Source organism: Enterobacter sp. KBR-315C3_2022 (assembly GCF_041399425.1).
GTDB lineage: Bacteria > Pseudomonadota > Gammaproteobacteria > Enterobacterales > Enterobacteriaceae > Enterobacter.
Genome location: NZ_JBGKEB010000017.1, coordinates 37,876 through 61,235, shown reverse-complemented (window position 1 = coordinate 61,235; position 23,360 = coordinate 37,876). Strand labels below are relative to the sequence as shown.

Annotated in this window: 20 protein-coding genes; 11 read left to right on the top strand and 9 right to left on the bottom strand. The window is 58.5% G+C overall.

The window, feature by feature from the left end; genetic code table 11:
• Positions 1-54: 54 nt before the first annotated feature.
• The 4 genes from parC (at position 55) to AB8804_RS17090 (ending at position 7,050) form a co-directional block, all read left to right on the top strand.
• Positions 55-2,313: a DNA topoisomerase IV subunit A gene (parC, locus tag AB8804_RS17105; RefSeq protein ID WP_371188244.1), complete on the top strand. Its 2,259-nt coding sequence runs from the start codon at positions 55-57 to the stop codon at positions 2,311-2,313.
• Between the two features lie 161 nt (positions 2,314-2,474).
• Positions 2,475-3,212 carry a 1-acylglycerol-3-phosphate O-acyltransferase gene (gene plsC / locus AB8804_RS17100; RefSeq protein ID WP_371188241.1) on the top strand — a complete coding sequence of 246 codons (738 nt, stop codon included), beginning with the start codon at positions 2,475-2,477 and terminating at the stop codon, positions 3,210-3,212.
• A 62-nt stretch (positions 3,213-3,274) separates the two neighbouring features.
• Positions 3,275-4,687: a cell division protein FtsP gene (gene ftsP / locus AB8804_RS17095; protein ID WP_371188239.1), complete on the top strand. Its 1,413-nt coding sequence runs from the start codon at positions 3,275-3,277 to the stop codon at positions 4,685-4,687.
• 188 nt (positions 4,688-4,875) lie between these two features.
• Complete coding sequence (locus tag AB8804_RS17090; protein WP_371188237.1) at positions 4,876-7,050, top strand: YgiQ family radical SAM protein; 2,175 nt, start codon at positions 4,876-4,878, stop codon at positions 7,048-7,050.
• A 97-nt stretch (positions 7,051-7,147) separates the two neighbouring features.
• Here the strand turns inward: AB8804_RS17090 and dkgA are convergent, their stop codons facing one another.
• Positions 7,148-7,975, bottom strand: a complete 828-nt coding sequence (gene dkgA / locus AB8804_RS17085; RefSeq protein ID WP_371188235.1) for a 2,5-didehydrogluconate reductase DkgA — start codon at positions 7,973-7,975, stop codon at positions 7,148-7,150.
• 106 nt (positions 7,976-8,081) lie between these two features.
• Complete coding sequence (gene yqhD / locus AB8804_RS17080; RefSeq protein WP_371188233.1) at positions 8,082-9,245, bottom strand: alcohol dehydrogenase; 1,164 nt, start codon at positions 9,243-9,245, stop codon at positions 8,082-8,084.
• A gap of 195 nt (positions 9,246-9,440) precedes the next feature.
• On the opposite strand from yqhD, the gene AB8804_RS17075 reads away from it, so the two are divergent.
• Positions 9,441-10,340 (top strand): AraC family transcriptional regulator N-terminal domain-containing protein, encoded by a 900-nt coding sequence (locus AB8804_RS17075; protein ID WP_371188231.1) that lies wholly within the window; start codon positions 9,441-9,443, stop codon positions 10,338-10,340.
• Between the two features lie 45 nt (positions 10,341-10,385).
• Here the strand turns inward: AB8804_RS17075 and yghB are convergent, their stop codons facing one another.
• Together yghB and metC are read right to left on the bottom strand one after the other, a co-directional pair.
• Positions 10,386-11,045 (bottom strand): DedA family general envelope maintenance protein YghB, encoded by a 660-nt coding sequence (gene yghB / locus AB8804_RS17070; RefSeq protein WP_371188229.1) that lies wholly within the window; start codon positions 11,043-11,045, stop codon positions 10,386-10,388.
• Between the two features lie 142 nt (positions 11,046-11,187).
• Positions 11,188-12,375: a cystathionine beta-lyase gene (gene metC, locus AB8804_RS17065; protein WP_371188227.1), complete on the bottom strand. Its 1,188-nt coding sequence runs from the start codon at positions 12,373-12,375 to the stop codon at positions 11,188-11,190.
• A 249-nt stretch (positions 12,376-12,624) separates the two neighbouring features.
• Here metC and exbB point away from each other — a divergent pair, with 249 nt between their 5' ends.
• Positions 12,625-13,356: a tol-pal system-associated acyl-CoA thioesterase gene (exbB, locus tag AB8804_RS17060; RefSeq protein ID WP_371188225.1), complete on the top strand. Its 732-nt coding sequence runs from the start codon at positions 12,625-12,627 to the stop codon at positions 13,354-13,356.
• Between the two features lie 6 nt (positions 13,357-13,362).
• Entirely contained in the window at positions 13,363-13,788 is a 426-nt protein-coding gene (exbD, locus tag AB8804_RS17055; protein ID WP_371188223.1) for a TonB system transport protein ExbD, read from the top strand.
• A gap of 37 nt (positions 13,789-13,825) precedes the next feature.
• Here the strand turns inward: exbD and AB8804_RS17050 are convergent, their stop codons facing one another.
• Together AB8804_RS17050 and AB8804_RS17045 are read right to left on the bottom strand one after the other, a co-directional pair.
• Entirely contained in the window at positions 13,826-14,266 is a 441-nt protein-coding gene (locus tag AB8804_RS17050; protein ID WP_371188221.1) for a cytoplasmic protein, read from the bottom strand.
• A 1-nt stretch (position 14,267) separates the two neighbouring features.
• Complete coding sequence (locus tag AB8804_RS17045) at positions 14,268-14,672, bottom strand: hypothetical protein (RefSeq protein ID WP_371188219.1); 405 nt, start codon at positions 14,670-14,672, stop codon at positions 14,268-14,270.
• 103 nt (positions 14,673-14,775) lie between these two features.
• Here AB8804_RS17045 and AB8804_RS17040 point away from each other — a divergent pair, with 103 nt between their 5' ends.
• Both AB8804_RS17040 and AB8804_RS17035 read left to right on the top strand, forming a co-directional pair.
• The gene (locus tag AB8804_RS17040) at positions 14,776-15,279 is read left to right on the top strand and encodes an ESA_00282 family adhesion-associated protein (RefSeq protein WP_371188217.1); all 504 of its coding nucleotides are present in this window, start codon (positions 14,776-14,778) and stop codon (positions 15,277-15,279) included.
• Between the two features lie 81 nt (positions 15,280-15,360).
• Positions 15,361-15,849, top strand: coding sequence for a TIGR00645 family protein (locus AB8804_RS17035; RefSeq protein WP_112010744.1), 489 nt, complete (start codon positions 15,361-15,363; stop codon positions 15,847-15,849).
• 125 nt (positions 15,850-15,974) lie between these two features.
• On the opposite strand, the gene AB8804_RS17030 is transcribed toward AB8804_RS17035, so the two are convergent.
• Together AB8804_RS17030 and AB8804_RS17025 are read right to left on the bottom strand one after the other, a co-directional pair.
• Complete coding sequence (locus AB8804_RS17030) at positions 15,975-17,015, bottom strand: aldo/keto reductase (protein WP_371188214.1); 1,041 nt, start codon at positions 17,013-17,015, stop codon at positions 15,975-15,977.
• Positions 17,016-17,181: 166 nt separating this feature from the next.
• Positions 17,182-19,788: an autotransporter domain-containing protein gene (locus AB8804_RS17025; protein WP_371188212.1), complete on the bottom strand. Its 2,607-nt coding sequence runs from the start codon at positions 19,786-19,788 to the stop codon at positions 17,182-17,184.
• A gap of 517 nt (positions 19,789-20,305) precedes the next feature.
• Here AB8804_RS17025 and AB8804_RS17020 point away from each other — a divergent pair.
• Together AB8804_RS17020 and AB8804_RS17015 are read left to right on the top strand one after the other, a co-directional pair.
• Positions 20,306-21,853 carry a methyl-accepting chemotaxis protein gene (locus tag AB8804_RS17020; protein ID WP_371188210.1) on the top strand — a complete coding sequence of 516 codons (1,548 nt, stop codon included), beginning with the start codon at positions 20,306-20,308 and terminating at the stop codon, positions 21,851-21,853.
• Between the two features lie 99 nt (positions 21,854-21,952).
• The gene (locus AB8804_RS17015; protein WP_371188208.1) at positions 21,953-22,240 is read left to right on the top strand and encodes a DUF2623 family protein; all 288 of its coding nucleotides are present in this window, start codon (positions 21,953-21,955) and stop codon (positions 22,238-22,240) included.
• A gap of 118 nt (positions 22,241-22,358) precedes the next feature.
• Here AB8804_RS17015 and yghU read toward each other — a convergent pair whose 3' ends face one another.
• A complete protein-coding gene (yghU, locus tag AB8804_RS17010; protein ID WP_371188206.1) occupies positions 22,359-23,228 on the bottom strand; it encodes a glutathione-dependent disulfide-bond oxidoreductase in 870 nt (289 codons plus the stop codon).
• Between the last annotated feature and the right edge of the window lie 132 nt (positions 23,229-23,360).

Below are 23,360 nucleotides of genomic sequence, written 5' to 3'. Positions count from 1 at the left end.
CTGCGGCAATATTGCCTGAAACCCATCGGTTTCTGAGTTGAGGAATCACACGTAATGAGCGATATGGCAGAGCGCCTCGCGCTACATGAATTCACGGAAAATGCCTACCTGAACTACTCCATGTACGTCATCATGGACAGGGCATTGCCGTTCATCGGGGATGGCCTGAAGCCCGTTCAGCGCCGCATCGTCTATGCGATGTCCGAGCTGGGGCTGAGCGCCAGCGCCAAGTTTAAGAAGTCCGCCCGTACCGTCGGTGACGTACTGGGTAAATACCACCCGCACGGCGACAGCGCCTGCTATGAAGCGATGGTGCTGATGGCGCAGCCGTTCTCCTACCGCTACCCGCTGGTTGACGGGCAGGGGAACTGGGGCGCGCCGGACGATCCGAAATCCTTCGCGGCGATGCGTTATACCGAATCCCGCCTGTCCAAATACGCCGAGGTGCTGCTGGGCGAGCTGGGGCAGGGTACGGTCGACTGGGTGCCCAACTTCGACGGGACGATGCAGGAGCCGAAAATGCTGCCTGCGCGCCTGCCGAACATCCTGCTGAACGGCACCACCGGTATCGCGGTCGGCATGGCGACGGACATTCCGCCGCACAACCTGCGTGAAGTGGCCAACGCCGCCATCACCCTGATCGAACAGCCGAAAACCTCGCTCGACGAGCTGCTGGATATCGTGCAGGGGCCGGACTACCCGACCGAAGCCGAGATCATCACCTCGCGCGCGGAAATCCGCAAAATCTACCAGAACGGCCGCGGCTCCGTGCGCATGCGCGCCGTCTGGAATAAAGAAGACGGCGCCGTGGTGATCACCGCGCTGCCGCACCAGGTCTCCGGCGCGAAGGTGCTGGAGCAGATCGCCTCCCAGATGCGCAATAAAAAGCTGCCGATGGTGGACGACCTGCGCGACGAGTCCGACCACGAGAACCCGACCCGTCTGGTGATCGTGCCGCGCTCCAACCGCGTCGACATGGAGCAGGTGATGAACCACCTGTTCGCAACGACCGACCTGGAAAAAAGCTACCGCGTTAACCTGAACATGATCGGCCTCGACGGCCGCCCGGCGGTGAAAAACCTGCTGGAGATCCTCACCGAATGGCTGGCCTTCCGCCGCGATACGGTGCGCCGTCGTCTGAACCACCGCCTGGAAAAGGTGCTTAAGCGCCTGCACATCCTCGAAGGCCTGCTGGTGGCGTTCCTCAACATCGACGAAGTGATCGAGATCATTCGCACCGAGGACGAGCCGAAGCCCGCGCTGATGTCGCGCTTTGGCATCAGCGAAACCCAGGCCGAAGCGATCCTCGAGCTGAAGCTGCGCCATCTCGCCAAGCTGGAAGAGATGAAGATCCGCGGCGAGCAGGACGAGCTGGAAAAAGAGCGCGACAAGCTGCAGGCGATCCTGGCGTCCGAGCGCAAGATGAATAACCTGCTGAAGAAAGAGCTGCAGGCGGATGCCGACGCCTTTGGCGACGACCGCCGCTCACCGCTGCACGAGCGCGAAGAAGCGAAGGCGATGAACGAGCACGACATGCTGCCGTCCGAGCCGGTCACGATCGTGCTGTCTCAGAGCGGCTGGGTGCGCAGCGCCAAGGGCCACGACATCGACGCGCCGGGGCTGAGCTACAAGGCGGGCGACAGCTTCAAGGCGGCGGTGAAGGGCAAGAGCAACCAGCCGGTGGCGTTTATCGACTCCACGGGCCGCAGCTACGCCATCGACCCGATCACGCTGCCTTCCGCGCGCGGGCAGGGCGAGCCGCTGACCGGCAAGCTGACGCTGCCGCCGGGGGCGACGGTTGACCATATGCTGATGGAGGCCGACGAGCAGAAACTGCTGATGGCCTCCGACGCGGGCTACGGCTTTATCTGCACCTTTAACGACCTCGTGTCGCGCAACCGTGCGGGCAAGGCGCTGATCAGCCTGCCGGACAACGCCCGCGTCATGACGCCGCTGGTGATTGAGAACGACAGCGACATGCTGCTGGCAATCAGCGCCGCCGGACGTATGCTGATGTTCCCGGTGAGCGATCTGCCGGAGCTGTCGAAGGGCAAAGGCAACAAGATCATTAACATTCCGTCAGCGGAAGCGGCAAAAGGCGAAGATAGCCTCGCGCACCTGATGATTCTGCCGCCGCAGAGCACGCTGACCATCCACGTCGGCAAGCGTAAAATCAAGCTTCGTCCGGAAGAGCTGCAGAAAGTGGTGGGTGAGCGCGGTCGCCGCGGCTCGCTGATGCGCGGGCTGCAGCGTATTGACCGCATCGACGTTGATTCCCCTGCGCGCAGCCGCGCGGGCGACAGCGAAGAGTAAGCGGTTCGTCCCCCTCCGCTCGGGAGGGGGATATCATTAAAATTTCCCGTAAAATCATTGTTAATTCGTGCATTGCGATTAACAATATGCGCTCGTAATAAAGTCCTTACCTGGCCACAGGTGAAGTATAATTGTCAGCTGTTGGGGCTTCAGAGGTCGCTATGCTATACATTGTTCGTCTTATTCTTACCGTCATCTACTGCATTCTGGTCTGTATTTTCGGCTGCATCTACTGCCTGTTCAGCCCGCGTAATCCGAAGCACGTCGCGACGTTTGGCCACATGTTTGGCCGCCTTGCGCCGCTGTTCGGCCTGAAGGTTGAAAAGCGCCTGCCGGAAGGGGCAGAGAACTTCGGTAACGCCATCTATATCGCGAATCATCAAAACAACTACGATATGGTGACGGCGTCTAATATTGTGCTGCCGCCGACCGTCACCGTGGGTAAAAAGAGCCTGCTGTGGATCCCGTTCTTCGGCCAGCTGTACTGGCTCACCGGCAACCTGCTCATTGACCGCAACAACCGCGCAAAGGCGCACGGCACCATTGCGGAAGTCGTGAACCACTTTAAGAAGCGCAAAATCTCTATCTGGATGTTCCCGGAAGGGACGCGCAGCCGCGGGCGCGGCCTGCTGCCGTTTAAGACCGGTGCGTTTCATGCCGCAATTGCGGCTGGCGTTCCAATTATTCCCGTGTGCGTTTCAAATACTTCGAATAAGATTAATCTTAACCGCCTGAATAACGGGCTGGTGATTGTTGAAATGCTGCCGCCGGTGGATACCAGCAAATACGGTAAAGACCAGGTGCGCGAGCTGGCGGCACACTGCCGCGAGCTGATGGCTCAGCATATTGCGCTCCTCGACAAAGAAGTCGCAGAGAGAGAAGCCGCCGGTAAAATTTAAGCCGGTCAGTAGATCAGGGAAAACGCATTCCCGCGTTGTTAGTCGTTTCAGATGGAGCTTATATGTCACTCAGTCGGCGTCAATTTATTCAGGCTTCGGGGATCGCCCTTTGTGCGGGTGCGATACCGTCGACAGCCAGCGCCGCCGGGCAGCAGCAGCCGCTGCCCATTCCGCCGTTGATTGAATCCCGTCGCGGCCAGCCGCTTTTCCTCACCCTCCAGCGCAGCCACTGGTCCTTTACCCAGGGCACGCGCGCGCCGGTCTGGGGGATCAACGGCCGCTACCTGGGGCCGACGATCCGCGTGTGGAACGGAGACGACGTTAAGCTGATTTACAGTAACCGCACGCCCGAAAAGGTGGCGATGACCGTCAGCGGCCTGCAGGTCCCCGGTCCGCTGATTGGCGGCCCGGCGCGAATGATGTCCCCAAGCGCCGACTGGGCGCCGGTGCTGCCGATTCGTCAAAGCGCCGCCACGCTGTGGTATCACGCGAATACGCCTAACCGCACCGCGCAGCAGGTTTACAACGGCCTGGCGGGCATGTGGCTGATTGAGGACGAGGTGAGTAAATCGCTGCCGATCCCAAACCACTACGGCGTGGATGATTTTCCGGTCATTATCCAGGACAAGCGGCTGGATAACTTCGGTACGCCGGAGTACAGCGAGCCGGGCAGCGGCGGCTTTGTGGGCGATACGCTGCTGGTCAACGGCGCGCAAAGTCCGTATGTCGAAGTGTCCCGCGGCTGGGTGCGCCTGCGCCTGCTCAACGCCTCGAACTCGCGTCGCTACCAGCTGCAGATGAGCGACGGCCGCGCGCTGCACGTTATTTCAGGCGATCAGGGCTTTTTACCCGCGCCGGTTTCCGTTAAGCAGCTGGCGCTCGCGCCGGGCGAGCGGCGTGAAATTCTGGTCGATATGACCAACGGCGATGAAGTGTCCGTCACCTGCGGCGAAGCGGCGAGCATCGTGGACCGCATTCGCGGGTTCTTTGAGCCGTCGAGCATTCTGGTGTCGACGCTGGTCCTGACGCTGCGCCCAACCGGGCTGCTGCCGCTGGTGACCGACAGCCTGCCGATGCGCCTGCTGCCGCAGGAGATCCTGAGCGGCCCGGCGGTGCGCAGCCGCGACATCAGCCTGGGCGACGATCCCGGCATTAACGGCACGCTGTGGGACGTTAACCGCATTGATATTACCGCCCAGCAGGGCACCTGGGAGCGCTGGACGGTTCGCTCGGACATGCCGCAGTCGTTTCATATTGAAGGGGTGAGCTTCCTGATCCGCAACGTGAACGGCGCGATGCCGTTCCCGGAAGATCGCGGCTGGAAAGACACCGTTTGGGTGGACGGGCAGGTAGAGCTGCTGGTCTACTACGGCCAGCCGTCGTGGCCGCACTTCCCGTTCCTGTTCCACAGCCAGACGCTGGAGATGATGGACCGCGGCTCCGTGGGGCAGATGCTGGTGAATCCGGCGCCGTAAATTTTCCCCCTCACCCCGGCCCTCTCCCCAGAGGGGCGAGGGTGAAAGACCGCTCCGAGCAGTCCCCTCGCCCCTCTGGGGAGAGGGTTAGGGTGAGGGGACAACAGCCCGCACAATACCCCTTCATTTCCTCCGTTAATACAGCGTATAATCCCCGCCCTTTTGTCTATTTTTTCTTCGGAAGCATTATGAGCGCAATTTCCCTGATCCAGCCGGATCGCGACCTCTTTTCCTGGCCCCAGTACTGGGCGGCCTGCTTTGGACCGGCGCCGTTTCTGCCGATGTCCCGTGAAGAGATGGACCAGTTGGGCTGGGATAGCTGCGACATCATTCTGGTGACGGGCGATGCCTACGTCGACCATCCAAGCTTCGGCATGGCGATCTGTGGCCGCATGCTGGAAGCGCAGGGCTTCCGCGTGGGGATCATCGCCCAGCCGGACTGGAACAGCAAAGACGACTTTATGCGTCTGGGGAAACCGAACCTGTTCTTCGGCGTGACCGCGGGCAACATGGACTCGATGATCAACCGCTACACGGCGGACCGCAAGCTACGCCACGACGATGCCTATACCCCGGATAACGTGGCGGGCAAGCGCCCGGACCGCGCGACGCTTGTCTACACCCAGCGCTGTAAAGAGGCGTGGAAGGACGTGCCGGTGATCCTGGGCGGCATCGAGGCGAGCCTGCGCCGCACCGCGCATTACGACTACTGGTCCGACACCGTGCGCCGCTCGGTGCTGGTGGATTCGAAAGCCGACATGCTGATTTACGGCAACGGCGAGCGCCCGCTGGTGGAAGTGGCGCACCGTCTGTCGCAGGGTGAGCCGGTGAGCAGCATCCGCGACGTGCGCAACACGGCGATCATGGTTAAAGAGGCGCTGCCGGGCTGGAGCGGCGTGGATTCCCGCATCATTGATATGCCGGGCAAGATTGACCCGATCCCGCACCCGTACGGCGACGATCTGCCGTGCGCGGATAACAAGCCCGTCGAGCCGAAAAAGGCCGAGGCAAAAGCCGTCGTCGTTCAGCCGCCGCGCCCGAAGCCGTGGGAAAAAACCTACGTCCTGCTGCCGTCCTTCGAGAAGGTCAAAGCCGACAAGGTGCTTTACGCCCACGCGTCCCGCATTCTGCACCATGAAACCAACCCGGGCTGCGCCCGCGCGCTGATGCAAAAGCACGGCGAGCGCTTCATCTGGATCAACCCGCCGGCGATCCCGCTCTCTACAGAAGAGATGGACAGCGTCTTCGCGCTGCCGTACCAGCGCGTGCCGCACCCGGCGTACGGCAGCGCCCGCATCCCGGCCTACGAGATGATCCGCTTCTCGATCAACATCATGCGCGGCTGCTTCGGCGGCTGCTCCTTCTGTTCGATCACCGAGCACGAAGGGCGCATTATTCAGAGCCGCTCGGAAGACTCGATCATCAACGAGATCGAAGCGATTCGCGACACGGTGCCGGGCTTTACCGGCGTGATCTCCGATCTGGGCGGCCCAACCGCCAACATGTATATGCTGCGCTGCAAATCGCCGCGCGCGGAGCAGACCTGCCGCCGCCTGTCGTGCGTCTATCCGAGCATCTGCGAGCATATGGACACCAACCACGAGCCGACGATCAACCTCTACCGCCGCGCCCGCGATCTGAAAGGCATCAAGAAGATCCTGATCGCCTCCGGCGTGCGCTACGATATCGCCGTGGAAGATCCGCGCTACATCAAAGAGCTTGCGTCGCACCACGTCGGCGGCTATCTGAAGATTGCCCCGGAGCACACTGAAGAAGGCCCGCTGTCGAAAATGATGAAGCCGGGCATGGGCAGCTACGATCGCTTTAAGCAGCTGTTCGACACCTATTCGAAGCAGGCGGGCAAAGAGCAGTATCTGATCCCGTACTTTATCTCCGCCCATCCCGGGACGCGCGATGAAGACATGGTGAACCTGGCGCTGTGGCTTAAGCAGCGCCGCTTCCGTCTGGATCAGGTGCAGAACTTCTACCCGTCGCCGCTCGCCAACTCGACGACCATGTATTACACCGGCAAGAACCCGCTGAGCAAAATTGGCTATAAGAGCGAAGACGTGGTGGTGCCGAAAGGGGATAAGCAGCGCCGTCTGCATAAGGCGCTGCTGCGCTATCACGATCCGGCAAACTGGCCGCTGATCCGCCAGGCGCTGGAAGAGATGGGTAAAAAGCACCTGATCGGCTCGCGCCGCGACTGCCTGGTGCCAGCGCCAACGCTGGAAGAGATGCGCGAAGCGCGCCGCCAGAATCGCCACACGCGCCCGGCGCTAACCAAGCACACGCCGATTGTGCATCAGCGTTCCAACGGCGGGGCGGGCGCGAAGAAAAGCGTGAAGCGAAGGAGCGGTTAACCCTGTAAAAATGCCCGGTGGCGCTGCGCTTACCGGGCCTACGTTCCGACGTGCAGGCCGGGTAAGGCGAAGCCGCCACCCGGCTTTTTATACGCTTTTATCCGCCGAACTGGTCCGGATCAGGCCCCAAACGCTTGCCCTGATCCAGCTTCGCAATTTCACCCAGCTCGTCTTTGTCGAGGCGGAAATCCCAGACGTCGAAGTTCTCGGCGATGCGCGACGGCGTGACCGATTTCGGGATCACCACCAGGCCGCTGTCGAGATGCCAGCGAATAACCACCTGCGCCGGGGTCTTGCCGTATTTATCCGCAAGCTCGCGGATAATTTTCTGATCGAAAACGCCTTCGCCGCCCTGCGCCAGCGGGCTCCAGGACTCGGTCTGGATTTTGTGCGTGGCGTTCCAGGCGTGAAGCTGGCGCTGCTGCATCAGCGGGTGCAGTTCGATCTGGTTAATCACGGGCGCGACGCCGGTCTCGTCGATCAGGCGCTGCAGGTGATGAACCTGGAAGTTACACACGCCGATGCTCTTCACCAGGCCCTCTTTTTGCAGCTCAATCATGCCTTTCCAGGCATCCACGTAGTGATCGATAGCCGGAACCGGCCAGTGCATCAGATACAGATCGACAAAATCGAGCTGGAGCTTGTCCAGGCTCTCCTGCAGGGCGTCGCGGGGGCGTTTCTGATCGTCGTTCCACAGCTTGGTGGTGATGAAAAGGTCGTCGCGGGGCATACCGGCGCTGGCGAGCGCCTTGCCCACGCCGTCCTCATTTTTGTACGCGGCGGCGGTATCAATCGACCGATAGCCGACTTCCAGCGCTTTATGAATGGCGGAGACGACCTCGTCGTTACCGGCTTTCCATACGCCCAACCCCAGCTGGGGCATCACGTTGCCGTCCTGAAGCTTGATTACGGTTTGGTTTGCCATTTTTCCTCCTTCAAGTGCGCATCGTCGGAGGGGGCCTCCGACGATGTTGGTGTGCATTAAGTCTGGACGAAATGTCAAAAAACGAAAGGCGCGATGTTAAAAACGCTTAGCGCGCCGCTTCGTAGATCCGGCGGCTCACGTCCAGGGTGATGTCGCCGTTCTCGCCGAGCTGGGTCATGCCGTGCTCTTCCAGTTTTGCCAGCAGGGCAGGGATAGAGCTGCCGTCCAGGCCGTAGCCGGAAAGGCGCGTTGGGACGCCCAGGCCTTCGAAGAAGCTGCGGGTCGCGTCGATTGCGGCGTCGATGCGCGCGTCTTCAGAACCTTCGGTGATGTTCCACACGCGCTCGGCGTACTGCAGCAGCTTGGCGCGCTTGGCGTCGCGTTTCTCATTCCACAGCGCGGGCAGCACGACCGCCAGCGTCTGGGCGTGATCCAGGCCGTGCATCGCCGTCAGCTCGTGGCCCAGCATGTGCGTTGCCCAGTCCTGCGGCACGCCCGCGCCGATCAGGCCGTTCAGCGCCTGGGTGGCCGCCCACATCACGTTGGCGCGCACGTCGTAGTTTTCCGGCTCTTTCAGCGCTTTCGGACCGTCTTCGACCAGCGTCAGCAGAATGCCTTCCGCGAAGCGATCCTGAATTTTTGCGTCCACCGGATAGGTCACGTACTGCTCAACGGTGTGCACAAACGCGTCGACCACGCCGTTCGCAACCTGGCGGGCGGGCAGGGTGTAGGTGTAAACCGGGTCAAGCACCGCGAAGACGGGCTGAACGTGTTCGTTCATAAACGCCTGCTTGTCGCCGGTGGTTTTACGCGAGATCACCGCGCCTTTGTTGGACTCGGAACCGGTGGCAGGCAGCGTCAGCACGGAGCCCATCGGGATCGCGCTTTTAATGTCGCTTCCGCGGGTTTCCAGAATGTGCCACGGATCGATGCCGTCCGCGTAATGCGCCGCGGCGGCGATGAACTTGGTGCCGTCCAGCACGGAACCGCCGCCAACGGCCAGCAGGAAGGTGATGTTCTCGTCTTTGGCAATTTTGACCGCGTTCATCAGCGTTTCATACGACGGGTTAGGCTCGATTCCGCCGAACTCACGCACGTCCAGGCCTTCCAGCGCGCTGTAAACCTGATCCAGCACGCCGGTCTTTTTCACGCTGCCGCCACCGTAGGTGATCAGCACGCGGGCGTCTGCCGGGATTTGCTCACGCAGATCGGCGATAGCGCCTTTACCAAACAGAATGCGGGTGGGGGTGTGAAGATTGAAGTTGTTCATTGCTCGTTCCCTTTAGTGGGTGAAAAACCGCGGTGCCGCAAAGGGCAACCTGATGCTGCACATTGTGGGCGCAGGGCGCTATCCCCTCAATGCACATTTCTGCCGATGTCTTGCCCATTTCTACAGAGGGCTGGAGAAAGCGCTGGAAATTGCGCACACTGCATGGGTCGAAAACCGTATCCGGAGTAGCCCGTAATGAACCGCGATGACATCTGCCTGCAGCTCACCTCGCAGATTAAGAGATTGATAGATAATGAAAATGGCGCTGAAGGCTCGCTGCCGGATATTCGTCTGCTTTACGGCACGCAGCCGGGAGCGCGCACGCCGGTGATGTACCAGCCGGGCATCGTTTTTCTCTTCTCGGGCCATAAAATTGGCTATATCAACGAGCGCGTGTTCCGCTACGACACCAACGAATATCTGCTCCTGACGGTACCTTTACCCTTTGAATGTGAAACCTTCGCGACAGAGGCGGTTCCGCTGGCGGGCATTCGCGTTAACGTCGACATCCTTCAGCTGCAGGAGCTGCTGATGGAGATAGGCGAGGACGAACTTTTTCAGCCGTCGATGGCGGCGAGCGGCATCAACTCCGCGACCTTATCCGAAGAGATCCTGTGCGCCATCGAGCGCCTGCTGGACGTGATGGAAAGGCCGCTGGACGCCCGTATCCTGGGAAAGCAGATTATCCGCGAGATCCTCTACCACGTGCTGCTGGGGCCGGGCGGCGGGGCGCTGCTGGCGCTGGTGAGCCGTCAGACCCACTTCAGCCTGATCAGCCGCGTGCTGAAGCGTATCGAAAGCCAGTACACGGAAAACCTCAGCGTTGACCAGCTGGCGGCGGAAGCGAACATGAGCGTCTCGGCGTTCCACCATAACTTCAAGTCGGTCACCAGCACCTCGCCGCTGCAGTATCTGAAAACCTATCGCCTGCACAAGGCGCGGATGCTGATGATCCACGACGGCATGAAGGCCAGCGCGGCGGCGATGCGCGTCGGCTATGAAAGCGCGTCGCAGTTCAGTCGGGAGTTTAAGCGCTATTTCGGCGTGACGCCGGGGGAAGATGCGTCACGTATCAGAACGATGCAGGGAGCATAGGTTTTTTCCCCTCTCCCCGGTGGGGAGAGGGTCAGGGTGAGGGGATCACGCGCTGCAATACTTCTTCTTTATCACCATCGCGATAGTCCCCACCAGCCCCGCCACCAGCAGGAAAATCGGCAGCACCATCAGGAAGGTCATCACCTGGTCTTCATGCCGCTTCACGAACGGGATCATGTTCAGCGCGTAGCCGAGCGTGGTGACCACGCCAACCCACAGCAGGGCGCTCAGCCAGTTGAAGAACTGGAAGCGGCGGTTAGAGAGGCCCGAAATGCCCGCCATGGTCGGCAGCAGGGTGCGAACAAACGCCAGGAAACGCCCGGCCAGCAGCGCCAGCAGGCCGTGCTGGTCAAACATGCAGGTCGCGCGCTGATGATATTTATGCGGCAGCTGCGCCAGCCAGCCTTTCACCACGCGCGTGTTGCCGAGCCAGCGGCCCTGCAAATAGCTCAGCCAGCAGCCCAGGCTGGCGGCAGAGGTGAGGATCACCATGGTTGACGTAAAGTCCATCACCCCTTTGCCGATCAGCGCGCCCGCGAGAAGCAGCAGGCTGTCGCCAGGCAGAAACGAGGCGGGCAGGAGTCCATTTTCCAGAAAAAGGGTGGCAAACATGACGAAGTAGACAATGCCCACCACGTGAGGGTCCGCCAGCGCGGCAAAATCATGTTGCCAAAGCGCAGCGATAATATCGTGAATAACAGCCATGGACTTTCCTGTGGAACAGCAGATATGACGCTATTGTACACCCTGTTGACGCTTCTGGGATTGATCGCATGCGCAACTCGCGCAGCCGATTTGGATAATAGTGTCCACAAAAGCGTCCAGAGAGTACTTTTCAGGCTGCACTCTACACGATACGCTCAAACCCTGCCGCTAAATCGGCAATAAGATCGTCAACATTTTCTAAACCAATGTGTAAACGAATCAGCGTGCCGTCGAAGTCTACTTCTCCACCCGGACGAAGGGCGGCGATCTGCTCCGGCTGGTTGGGCAGAATCAGCGACTCAAACCCGCCCCAGGAATAGGCCATGCTGAAAAGGGCAAAGTTATCGAGATAGCTTGCCAGCTCGTCGTTGTTGAGCCGCTTTTTCAGCACGAACGAGAACAGCCCGCTGCTGCCGGTAAAGTCGCGCTGCCAAAACGCATGGCCTTTGCTGCCCGGAAGCGCCGGATGGTTAACGCGCTCAACCTGCGGATGCTGCGCCAGCCATTGTGCTACCTTCAGGCTGCTTTCATGGTGCTGGCGCAGGCGCACGCCAAGGGTGCGGATGCCGCGGCTGGTCATGTAGGCGGTATCGGCGTCGACCATTTGCCCCATCAGGTAGGCATTTTCACGCAGCTGGTCCCAGCAGCGCGCGTTGGAGACCGCGGTGCCGATCATGCCGTCAGAGTGGCCAATCAGGTACTTGGTGGCGGCCTGAATGGAGATATCAATGTCGAACTCCAGCGCCCTGAACAGCACGCCCGCCGCCCAGGTGTTGTCGATCATGATAATGGCGTCCGGCGCCTTGCTGCGCACGGCCTTCACGATGGCGGGCACGTCGTGCACTTCCATGGTGATGGAGCCGGGAGATTCCAGGAAAACGATGCGGGTGTTGGGCTGAATCAGCTCGGCAATGCCTTCACCGATCAGCGGGTCAAACCAGCCGGTGGTGACGCCGAGCTTGCTGAGGATCCTGGTGCAGAAGTCCTGGCTCGGCTCGTAGGCGGTGTTGGTCATCAGGATATGGTCGCCCTGTTCGACAAACGCCAGAATCGTATTGGCGACCGCCGCCGCGCCGCAGGGGAACAGCGCGCAGCCCGCGCCGCCCTCGAGTTCGCACATGGCTTCCTGCAGCGAGAAGTGGGTCAGCGTACCGCGGCGCCCGTAGAACAGCCCGCCTTTAGCGCGGTTGCGCGTGGCGATTTTTTTCTCTTCAACGGTATCAAACACCAGCGAGGAGGCGCGCTGAATCACGCTGTTGACCGATCCCTGGGTGTATTTTTTGCTGCGTCCGGCCTGCACCAGCGTGGTATCAAGCTGCTTTTTAGTCATGTTCGCTAACCCTTTTTTATACGTCTGGACGTCCAGACTACCACGACTAAAAAAATCTGCACCCGGATGCTTATCGAATAAGGAGAAAATTTTATGAAAAAAGCGCATAAGAAATTTTTACTGCGTAAGCGCAAGGAAACTGAGCGGAAATTACGGCACTATGTAAATACTAATGAGAACCACTATCAATTCGACGACGTTTTGATATTATTAGCTCAGAATTTGTGATTTGCGTCCTGGAGATACAGAGTGGGTAATAATTTGATGCAGACGGATCTCTCCGTTTGGGGCATGTATCAGCATGCTGACATCGTGGTTAAGATTGTGATGATCGGCCTGATCCTGGCGTCCGTGATCACCTGGGCTATTTTCTTCAGCAAAAGCGTTGAGCTTATTTCGCAGAAGCGCCGCCTCAAGCGCGAGCAGCAGCAGCTGGCCGACGCCCGCTCTCTGGATCAGGCATCCGACCTGACCTCCTCCTTCCACGCGAAAAGCCTGACCACGCTTCTGGTAAACGAAGCGCAAAACGAACTGGAACTCTCCGCAGGCAGCGAAGATAACGAAGGCATTAAGGAACGTACCGGCTTCCGCCTGGAGCGTCGCGTTGCCGCCGTGGGCCGTCACATGGGCCGCGGCAACGGCTATCTGGCGACCATCGGCGCCATCTCCCCGTTCGTCGGCCTGTTTGGTACGGTCTGGGGCATCATGAACAGCTTCATCGGCATTGCGCAAACGCAAACCACCAACCTGGCCGTCGTTGCGCCGGGCATCGCGGAAGCGCTGCTGGCCACCGCCATTGGCCTGGTGGCCGCGATTCCGGCCGTGGTGATCTACAACATCTTCGCGCGGATGATTGGCAGCTACAAGGCCACGCTGGGCGACGTTGCGGCGCAGGTTCTGCTGCTGCAAAGCCGTGACCTGGACCTCAACGCCAGCTCCGTTAAACCGGTGCACGCGGCGTCTAAACTGCGCGTAGGTTGATAAGCTATGGCGATGCGTCTTAACGAAAACCTGGACGACAACGGCGAAATGCATGAAATCAACGTGACGCCGTTTATCGACGTCATGCTGGTTCTGCTGATTATCTTCATGGTGGCGGCGCCGCTGGCGACCGTTGACGTGAAGGTTAACCTGCCGGCCTCTTCCAGCCAGCCGCAGCCGCGCCCGGAAAAGCCGATTTATCTGTCGGTGAAGGCGGATAAATCGATGTTCCTCGGCAACGACCCGGTGACGGATGCGTCCGTGATCCCGGCGCTGGAACAGCTTACCGGCGGCAAGAAAGACACCACCGTCTTCTTCCGCGCGGATAAAACCGTCGATTACGAAACCATGATGAAGGTGATGGACACGCTGCACCAGGCGGGTTACCTGAAAATAGGTTTAGTTGGCGAAGAGAAAGCGACCGCGAAATAATCACGAAAGCTGGCGAAAGCCGGCTTTTTTGTTTGCCCTACTTTAACTCCTTTCCCTCTCCGCTCTTCGACAGCGCGTCCTCATCCAGCGCGACGCAGGTGACGTTTGACGTGCGGTGCTGGCCCTCTGAGAGTTTGCGGGTCAGTCGCAGCGTGGCGGTCTCTCGTGCCAGCAGATACTGGTAATTGGCTTCCAGGCGCCCCAGAATTTTTTCTTTAAGCTCGGGGCGCTGGGCGATGATGCTGTTCATCACGGCGCCGTAGATCTCTTCTTTCACCTGCAGCGCATAAATTTCATGGCGATGCTGCCACTTCAGCCGCACCAGGGCCGCCGGAATCGACACCATATCCTGTGCAATGCGCGCCATTTCGGTATTTTTGGCGTCTCGCAAAGCCTCAATATTTTGCTTTAAGATAAATTCATCGCTTTTTTTGTTATCTAAAGCTAAATAATCATTATTCTCGTCAGCTTCTTTCATTTTAATCATCACCCAGGTGATAAAAAATGGGGGCGTTTTTCTCACGGGTAATTAAATTAAGCCAAATTTCGTTACCCGCTTCATTTATATCTTGCGTCTTCTCCGCCATTATTTGGCTGAGTTTTTGCGCATCTATTTCGCCCTCGGCCTGAAGGTCGTTAAGCAGATGGACAAAGGCTTCAATTTTTACGGCGCGGAATAAGCGCTCTTTGATATGGCGGTCGTGCTCTTCCAGCAACATATTACGCGACTTCCCCGTTTGGGAAACACCGATTAATATATCGGATTCATAATCGGAGAGTTTTCTTTTCCCCTGAGTGAAATTAGCCTCTTTTTCTGCTTCCGTCGAAAGCTGTTCCACAGACGTGATGTGGTACTTAGCCGGAACAAGATTGTCGGGCAACATTTTTAATTTCCTTTAATTTCAACAGGGTGGGATAGATAAAGGCGTGAGATTCGTTGACAATATCATGAGGCAATTTTAAAATCAAAAAAAATGGAGCCTACCCATGAACAGCATTTTCTTTACGGTCATTACGTTACTATTATTGACCGCGGGCGTACTTTTTCTGATGCATGAGTTCAATAAAAATCAGATATCAAAAGCGCCGCGCGCGACGCCACAGCAAGAGCCGATGTCGAAAGAAGAAGGGGAAGACCATTTCTCCTTATTGATGAACGCGGTAACGCCGGTTTGGTACTGGCGGGTTAATCATGAATATATTGATTTTCTCCATGCGACAATAAAGCGGATGAACATGTCAGAAATTAATGACACGCCGGGTTTGTTTGACGCCCAGCGTCGCTGTAGCGACCTCAATTCTGCGGTCTATAAATATTATGACAATATCAAGAAGCGCTGCCTGAACGGGGAGAAGGTGTCCCACTCCGACCTGGACGTCTTAAACCTGCGCCAGTGTTTTCGCGAGTTCAGCCTTGAGGCTTATCCGGAGCTGGTGGCGCTGGTGTGGCCGCAGTATGCGCGCCCGGAGGTTAACCCTGATGATGTGTAGGGGTTTTGTTGGTTTGTTGTTGCAAACAGTGAGCGCCGTTGGGATATACTGCGCACTGGTTTCGTTTGCTGACAGGACTCTATGGAACGCTTCTTTGAAAATGCAATGTACGCCTCGCGCTGGATACTTGCCCCCGTCTATTTTGGCCTTTCGCTGGCGCTGATCGCGCTGACGATCAAATTCTTCCAGGAAATCATTCACGTCCTGCCGAACATCTTCTCCATTGCGGAAGCCGATCTGATTCTGGTTCTGCTGTCGCTGGTGGATATGACGCTGGTCGGCGGGCTGCTGGTGATGGTGATGTTCTCCGGCTATGAAAACTTCGTCTCCCAGCTGGATATCGACGAGCGCAAAGAAAAGCTCAACTGGCTGGGCAAAATGGACGCCTCGTCGCTGAAGAACAAAGTTGCCGCGTCGATTGTGGCGATTTCGTCTATCCATCTGCTGCGGGTATTTATGGACGCGAAGAACGTGCCGGACAATAAGCTGATGTGGTACGTGATTATCCACCTGACGTTTGTGCTGTCGGCGTTCGTGATGGGGTATCTGGATAAGATCAGTAAGAAGTAAATAAGTTACAACCATTACCCCTCACCCTAGCCCTCTCCCCAAAGGGGAGAGGGAGAAAGGCCGCACCGAGCAGTCCCCTCTCCCCTTTGGGGAGAGGGTTAGGGTGAGGGGAGGCAACTCCCGCACTATTTATCCGACGACGCCTGCCACAAATTCAGCTCTCCGTCCGCGACGTGCTGGTCAATCCGCTTCAGCTCTTCTTCCGTAAAGCGCAGGTTGTTCAGCGCCTGAACGTTCTCTTCCAGCTGCTCCGGACGGCTGGCGCCAATCAGCACCGACGTCACGCGATCGTCCTTCAGCAGCCAGCTCAGCGCCATCTGCGCCATGGTTTGGCCGCGCGCGTGCGCCATCTCATTGAGCAGGTGCAGGCTGTTCAGGTTGGCTTCGGTCAGCATTTTCTCGGTCAGGCCGCGCACCTTCTTGCCTTCGCGCTGCATGCGGGAACCTTCCGGAATGCCGTTCAGGTATTTTCCCGTCAGCAGCCCCTGCGCCAGCGGCGTAAAGGCGATACAGCCCGTGCCGTTTGCCTCAAGCGCGTCCAGCAGGCCGGTGTTGTCCACCCAGCGGTTTAGCAGGTTGTAGGAGGGCTGATGGATCAGCAGCGGGATTTTCCACTCGCGGAGCAGGTCGGCCATGGCGCGCGTGCGCTCCGTGGAGTAGGACGAAATCCCCACGTACAGCGCTTTGCCGCTCTGCACCGCCTGCGCCAGCGCGGCGGCGGTCTCTTCCATCGGCGTATTTTCATCCACGCGGTGGGAATAGAAAATATCGACATACTCGACGCCCATGCGCTTCAGGCTCTGGTCGAGGCTGGCAAGCAAATACTTGCGCGAGCCGCCCGAGCCGTAAGGCCCCGGCCACATGTCGTAGCCCGCCTTGGTGGAAATAATCAGCTCGTCGCGGAGCCCGGCGAAATCCTCGCGCAGCAGGCGGCCAAAGTTCTCCTCCGCGCTGCCCGGCGGTGGGCCGTAGTTGTTGGCGAGATCGAAATGGGTAATGCCGAGATCGAACGCTTTGCGCAGCAGGGCGCGCTGGTTTTCCAGCGGCTGGACGTGGCCGAAGCTGTGCCACAGGCCGAGCGAGAGCGCGGGCAGGCGAAGCCCGCTTTTTCCGCAGTAGCGGTACTGCATGTTCTCATAGCGGCCAGCGTAGGGTTGCCAGGACATGATGTCTCCTTTTGTCGATGAATTTTCGAAACAGCGTTTTCATTCTGTTCTTATCAAATCACAAATTGGGGAGAGATGCGATGACGCGCCTAACGGCAAAGGCATTTTCCGCGAGCGCGGGAAGCGGTAGGCCGGGCAGGGCGACGCCGCCGCCCGGCATGCATTATCAGAAGCTGTAGCTCATACCCGCCTGAACGCTGGCGTCGTTATCCACATCGCCGGTGCCCAGATACACGCCGGTATTGAGCGTGAAGTTGTGGGCGATGGTGGCGTTAACCCCGGCACCGAAAATACCCATCGTGTTGTTATGCCCGGAGGTATTGTGGTAATCCGCCGCCTTGATGTCGGTATCGTCGCTGAACTCCGCCTGGAAGCGGGCGTCAATCCACGGCATCACCTTCACGTTGCTGTGCAGATCGCTCAGGGTGGTGGTCAGGCGCAGGCCGGCCCCGCCGTTCCACGAGGAAACCTGGCTGTCGGAGAAGGTCACTTCGCTGTCGGAGAAGCCGTTCGCCTTGGTGCGATCCCAGCCGAGGGTCGCGTACGGCTGCAGCAGCGTTTCGTCAGGCAGCAGCACGTTCACGCCGGTGCGGGCCTGGGCAATATAGAGGCTGCCGTCGGTTGAGCCGTGCAGCGCTTCGGTCATGCCGCTGGTGTCGCCCGTCACGTTGTTCGCGGAAAGGGTATAGCGCATGTCGCCGTAGCTGAAGCTGCCGTCGGCGAACAGGCCCCAGCCTTTGCCGTTCAGCGCCTGCTGCCAGCCGCCGTACAGGCTGTAGTAGTTGCCGTAAACGGTGTCGTTGAAGCCGTCAGCGCCGCTATTGGTGTCCTGCACGCGGCTGCGGGTCCAGGCCAGCGCGATACCGCCGGTTACGCTGTCGCCGTTAGCGGTGTGTGCCGTCCAGTCCACGCCGCCCTGGGCACCCTGGGTGATGCTCTTGTAGTCAACGTCGTTGCTGAAGTTACCGTTTTGATACAGGAAGTCGCCCCACACCTGCGCGCCGTCCCGCTGGACGCCCAGCAGATTTGCCAGGTGAACCTGATTCATGTGGTTTGTGATGTCGTCAGCAACCTGATGGCCCGCCTGCTCGGCCGCGTCCAGGCCTGCAACCAGCCCCTGCACGTCGCTTGCCAGAGAGCCTAGCTCGCTGTTAAAGACCACGTTCCAGTTGTAGCTGTTGTCCGCGGTCAGCAGGGTTTGCGGCGCGCTATCCGCGGCCACGATATCCAGGCTGTTATCGTAGTTGTAGGCACCGCTGCGGTTTTCCACGCTATCCTGGCCGTTGGTGAAGGTCGCGGCAGCGTAGTTCTGCGGCGCGCTGCTGCTGGAGGTGCTGAACGTCCCCAGGATCACGCCGTTTTTGCTTTGCGCCGTTGGCGTAATGCTGGCCACCACGATGGCGTTGTTCGCGCCGGTGATTTTGCCGAAGTTAACGAAGCTGTCGGTGCTCATGGTGACCAGCGCGTTGCTGCCGGTCGTCGTTGCGACCAGGGAAGAACCGTCCTGCAGGCTCCAGGTGGTGGAATCGTTAATGGTATCGATGCTGATGCTGTTATCGCTGGTGGTATTCACCGTTTCGAACTGGCTGATTTGCCCGGTAATGGAGCTGCCAGCATCCATGGAGAGCGTGTCGCTGCCGCTGCCGCCGTCTACGTTTCCATCAACGTGGGAGTTATTGGTTAATACCAGCGTGTCATTGCCCGCGCCCGTTTTCACATCGCCGTTCACCGTGGCGTTGTTGTTCAGGGTAATCGTGGTATTGCCGCTGTTTTTGCTGGCATCGATGTCGCCGGTAACGGTGCTGTTATCCACCAGCAGGGTATTAGACGAGTTGCCCTGAAGCGTAACGTCGCCCTTCACGACGCTTCTGTTGGTCAGAGAAAGGTTGGTCGTGCCTTTTTCATTAATTACGCCGATATCGCCAGTGACAATGCTGTTATTCATCGTCAGGCCGGTATTGGTGGTGCCGTAAACGCCGACGGCCACATCGTCGAAAGCGTCAAGGTTGATATTTTTATCGGGATATTTCGCTTTAAGTTTCGCCGCGAGGGTATCGATATTTTGCGATATTTCACTCTGGGAAGCGTCAACGGTCGAATTTGTCAGCGAAATTTGGGTATCAGCCTGCAGGCTGCCAGCGTAAATACCGCCTTTATCCATGCTGCTGTTGCTCATGGAAATAGTTTGCTTACCTTCGCCCGCGCTCAGGATGCTGCCGTGGAGCTTGCTGCCGTTGGTAATATTCACGGCGTGATCGCCGTTGTCCAGCGGGTCGAGATATATCGCCGAGCCCATCATATAGGCTTTATCGCCGGTGGTTTTGCCTGGGGTGTTATAATAGACGCTGTCGTTTTCCCCGTTCAGCGTGGCGTTATCCACCGTCACGGTGGTATTCGTCTTATGGGCTGCGCTCCCGACTTCGATCATATCCACGCTTGCGCCGTTATTGACCGTAATATTCGCCGTGCCGCCGTTACTGCCCTGAATATAATGCCCGTTCATGTTGGTGCCGGAGACGGTTAATGACTGCGTGTCGCCGCTCTTACGCGCGCCATCCATATAAATATTGGTTGAGGCAGCATCGGCCATTACCGCATTGGTAACGCCTTTGTCCTGATAATAGTTGTTATCGGTATATTTCGTTAAGCCGCAGGTCTGGGCGGTTGAGCCATTTTGGCATGCGGTTGCGCTCCCGGCGGGTTTTGCGGCCGCCTGCGTACCAAACGAGGCTAAAGCCAACAGAACACACTGTGAGATCAACGTCTTTTTCATTAGTTTGCGCATTTTTAAAACTCTACAATATCAAAAAAAAGTGGCCCTCTTTTTAAAGGAAAAATAAAAAATTAAGAACTCTCTTAGCCTCTATGAATGTAATTAAACTTAAAGGTGAATTAAGCAATTCTTACTGTGTTTTAATTAGTTAAATGGATTGGTGAAATACATTATATTCATGATGTGAATTTTAAAGGGCAATTAGCGTGCTAATCTTATTGTTCGTGAATGATTGGCGTGCGAAGAATTTGGTGTGTAAATGTGACGAAGTGCGTTCGTCCTTCAAATAAGAAATTGAAAGTTTGCGTGTGTTACATTTTTACATGTGGAGCAATATTAACTCATGCGTTTTATGGGGGGATTTTTCGCACGGCGACGATCAATTTACGTCGATTGAAAGGACTGCTCTTTTTTTTATAAAAAGCGTCTCTAAAAAGTAGAACTTCGTCATTTCCTGCCGATAACGAGGGTAGTACTCGCCTCTGGGCGAACTCACCCTCACGGCAAGGAACACTCTATGCAGATGCTTCGTAATTTTACTATCCGCTTCGTCATGCTGGCGATACTGGGGATCTTTTGTTTAATGTGGGCCGGCGTTGGCCTGTACAGCACCTGGTCACTTTCCCGCGTTTCCGACGGCAACGAGGTTGACCGTCAGCTGGTTCAGCAAATGACGGTACTCAGCCAGGGCAACGATCAATACTTCCGCTTTGTCACGCGCCTGAGCCGCGCGATGGAGGCCAAAGCCGCTGGCGGCACGCCGGATCTGACTTCCGCCCAGCAGGCGCTGGACAATATGCGCTTAAAGCTCGATCGAATGAAGGCCATCTCACCTGGCCCAATGGACGCGCAGGTGTCCGCGCAGGTCATCAGCGCCTGGCAGGCGCTGCTGGATCAGGGCATCACGCCGCAAATGGAGCAGGCGAAGCAGGCCTCTCTGGACGGCTACCGCCAGCAGGCCAATAACGTCACGCCGCCGCTGAGCCGCGCGTTTGGCGCCGCCGCCGAGCGCTTCAACACGGCCGCAGGGGACCGGCTCGACAGCACGCGCGTCGTGGTGGACGGGCTCACCAGCATGACCCGGACTATCATTATCAGCGCCACGATCGTTGGCCTGCTTATCCTTATCTTCACCGATCGCTACCTGGTGGCAATGCTGGTTAAACCGCTGGACCGCATCCGCCACCAGTTCCGCCAGATTGCGCAGGGCGATCTCAGCCAGCCGATTGAACCGTTCGGGCGTAACTGCGTTGGCCAGCTGGTGCCGCTCTTAAGCGCGATGCAGGACAGCCTGCGCGAGGCGGTCAGCTCCATCCGCTCGGGCAGCGAGAATATCTGGCGCGGCGCAACGGAGATCTCCAGCGGCAATAACGACCTCTCGTCGCGCACCGAGGAGCAGGCCGCCGCGCTGGAAGAGACCGCGGCCAGCATGGAGCAGCTGACGGCGACGGTGAAGCTGAACGCGGAAAGCGCGCGTCAGGCAAGCCAGCTGGCGGACGTGGCCTCGGGGACGGCCAGCCGCGGCGGCTCGCTGGTGGAAGACGTGGTGACGACCATGAGCGGCATTTCCGACAGCTCGAAGAAAATTGCCGAAATCACCAACGTCATCAACAGCATTGCTTTCCAGACCAACATTCTGGCGCTCAACGCGGCGGTAGAGGCGGCGCGAGCCGGTGAGCAGGGGCGCGGCTTTGCCGTGGTGGCCGGCGAGGTGCGCAACCTCGCGAGCCGCAGCGCCAATGCGGCAAAAGAGATCGAGGGCCTGATCGCCGATTCGGTTTCGCGCATCGAGCAGGGGGCGCGGCTGGTCAATGATACCGGCAGCACCATGGAGGCCATCCTGCGCGACGTGACGGAGGTGACGACAATCATGAAGCAAATCGCCTCCGCTTCCGAGGAGCAAAGCCAGGGCATTTCGCAGGTCGGCATCGCGATCGCGCAGATGGACGGCGTCACCCAGCAGAACGCCTCGCTGGTGGAGCAAGTCTCTGCCGCGGCGACGGCGCTCGAGCGTCAGACCGAAGCGCTTCAGCGCTCGGTTCAGCAGTTCCGCCTGACTGCATAACCCACTTCAGGGCCGCCTCGAGCGGCCTTAATTTTCACTCGCCATCGCTCAAAATATCGCTATATAATTTATTATATAGCGATTATGGAGGGCAATGCAGTGGATAACCATTTTGGCAAAGGGCTTATGGCGGGGATGCGCGCCGCGCATGCCGATACGGCCAGGAACGTGGCACACTTCTGTTCAGACTATAAGCGCGGCTTTGTGCTGGGCTTTTCGCACCGGATGTTTGAGAAAACCGGCGATCGCAAGCTCAGCGCGTGGGAGGCGGGTATTCTGACGCGCCGCTACGGCCTGGACCGCGACATGGTGATGGATTTCTTCCGCGAGACGCACTCCACCGCCGCGCTGCGCTATTTCATGGCGGGCTATCGGCTGGAGAGTTGAAGCTCCCCGCGTAAAGTGAACGGCGTGTCTGTTACAGCCTTACGTTTCCCCTCACTCTCAGCGGCGAGGGGAAACGCTGTGCCATGAGCTAACGGGCAGGGCTACCTCAGCCCGCACATTAACCCTGACGCTTATCTTCGGTGTTGGTATCGAAATCGCTCGCCGCGTGGCGTTCGTGCAGCTGCTCGTTCAGCTCGCCGTTAGTGCGGTTGACGATGCGCCCGCGCTTCACCGCCGGACGATTCGCCACGTCCTTCGCCCAGCGCTGGACGTTGACGTACTTCTCCGCGTCCAGAAACTCGGCGGCATTATAGACGCTGCCGAGCGCCACGCAGCCAAACCACGGCCAGATGGCCATGTCGGCGATGGTGTACTCTTCACCCGCCACGTAGCGTCTGCGCGCCAGCTGCTTGTCCAGCACGTCGAACAGGCGCTTGGCCTCCATGGTGAAGCGGTCGATCGCGTACTCAATTTTCACCGGGGCATAGTTATAGAAGTGACCAAAGCCGCCGCCGAGGAACGGTGCCGCGCCCTGCAGCCAGAACAGCCAGTTCAGCGTTTCGGTACGCCCGGCGGGATCTTTCGGCAAGAAGTGACCAAACTTCTCCGCCAGGTAAAGCAGGATGCTGCCGGATTCAAAGACCCGCGTCGGCGGCGTGGTGGAATGGTCGCGCAGCGCCGGGATTTTCGAGTTCGGGTTCACCTCAACAAAGCCGCTGGAGAACTGATCGCCCTCGCCGATGCGGATCAGCCACGCGTCGTACTCCGCGCCCGTCACGCCCAGCGCCAGCAGCTCTTCCAGCATGATGGTGACCTTCTGGCCGTTGGGCGTGCCCAGAGAGTAAAGCTGCAGCGGATGCGCGCCGACGGGCAGATCCTTCTCGTGCGTTGCGCCGGAGATCGGGCGGTTAATGTTGGCGAACGCGCCGCCGTTGGCATTCTTTTTCCATTCCCACACTTTCGGTGGCTGGTAAGTGTTGTCTGACATGTTGGCCTGCCTTTTGAGTGATGTGTTGAGGGAGTGTAGCAGGAGATAAACGATCGGTTTAACGTTGAGAGGCGTTATCCGAAGCGGCTCGATATTTTTCCGAAGGCAGGTGTATGATAAGTCCACCTCTGT

Coding starts and splice junctions, on each gene's coding strand:
- parC (WP_371188244.1), top strand. CDS start 55: ATGAGCGATATGGCAGAGCGCCTCGCGCTACATGAATTCACGGAAAAT.
- plsC (WP_371188241.1), top strand. CDS start 2,475: ATGCTATACATTGTTCGTCTTATTCTTACCGTCATCTACTGCATTCTG.
- ftsP (WP_371188239.1), top strand. CDS start 3,275: ATGTCACTCAGTCGGCGTCAATTTATTCAGGCTTCGGGGATCGCCCTT.
- AB8804_RS17090 (WP_371188237.1), top strand. CDS start 4,876: ATGAGCGCAATTTCCCTGATCCAGCCGGATCGCGACCTCTTTTCCTGG.
- dkgA (WP_371188235.1), bottom strand. CDS start 7,975: ATGGCAAACCAAACCGTAATCAAGCTTCAGGACGGCAACGTGATGCCC.
- yqhD (WP_371188233.1), bottom strand. CDS start 9,245: ATGAACAACTTCAATCTTCACACCCCCACCCGCATTCTGTTTGGTAAA.
- AB8804_RS17075 (WP_371188231.1), top strand. CDS start 9,441: ATGAACCGCGATGACATCTGCCTGCAGCTCACCTCGCAGATTAAGAGA.
- yghB (WP_371188229.1), bottom strand. CDS start 11,045: ATGGCTGTTATTCACGATATTATCGCTGCGCTTTGGCAACATGATTTT.
- metC (WP_371188227.1), bottom strand. CDS start 12,375: ATGACTAAAAAGCAGCTTGATACCACGCTGGTGCAGGCCGGACGCAGC.
- exbD (WP_371188223.1), top strand. CDS start 13,363: ATGGCGATGCGTCTTAACGAAAACCTGGACGACAACGGCGAAATGCAT.
- AB8804_RS17050 (WP_371188221.1), bottom strand. CDS start 14,266: ATGAAAGAAGCTGACGAGAATAATGATTATTTAGCTTTAGATAACAAA.
- AB8804_RS17045 (WP_371188219.1), bottom strand. CDS start 14,672: ATGTTGCCCGACAATCTTGTTCCGGCTAAGTACCACATCACGTCTGTG.
- AB8804_RS17040 (WP_371188217.1), top strand. CDS start 14,776: ATGAACAGCATTTTCTTTACGGTCATTACGTTACTATTATTGACCGCG.
- AB8804_RS17035 (WP_112010744.1), top strand. CDS start 15,361: ATGGAACGCTTCTTTGAAAATGCAATGTACGCCTCGCGCTGGATACTT.
- AB8804_RS17030 (WP_371188214.1), bottom strand. CDS start 17,015: ATGTCCTGGCAACCCTACGCTGGCCGCTATGAGAACATGCAGTACCGC.
- AB8804_RS17025 (WP_371188212.1), bottom strand. CDS start 19,788: ATGAAAAAGACGTTGATCTCACAGTGTGTTCTGTTGGCTTTAGCCTCG.
- AB8804_RS17020 (WP_371188210.1), top strand. CDS start 20,306: ATGCAGATGCTTCGTAATTTTACTATCCGCTTCGTCATGCTGGCGATA.
- yghU (WP_371188206.1), bottom strand. CDS start 23,228: ATGTCAGACAACACTTACCAGCCACCGAAAGTGTGGGAATGGAAAAAG.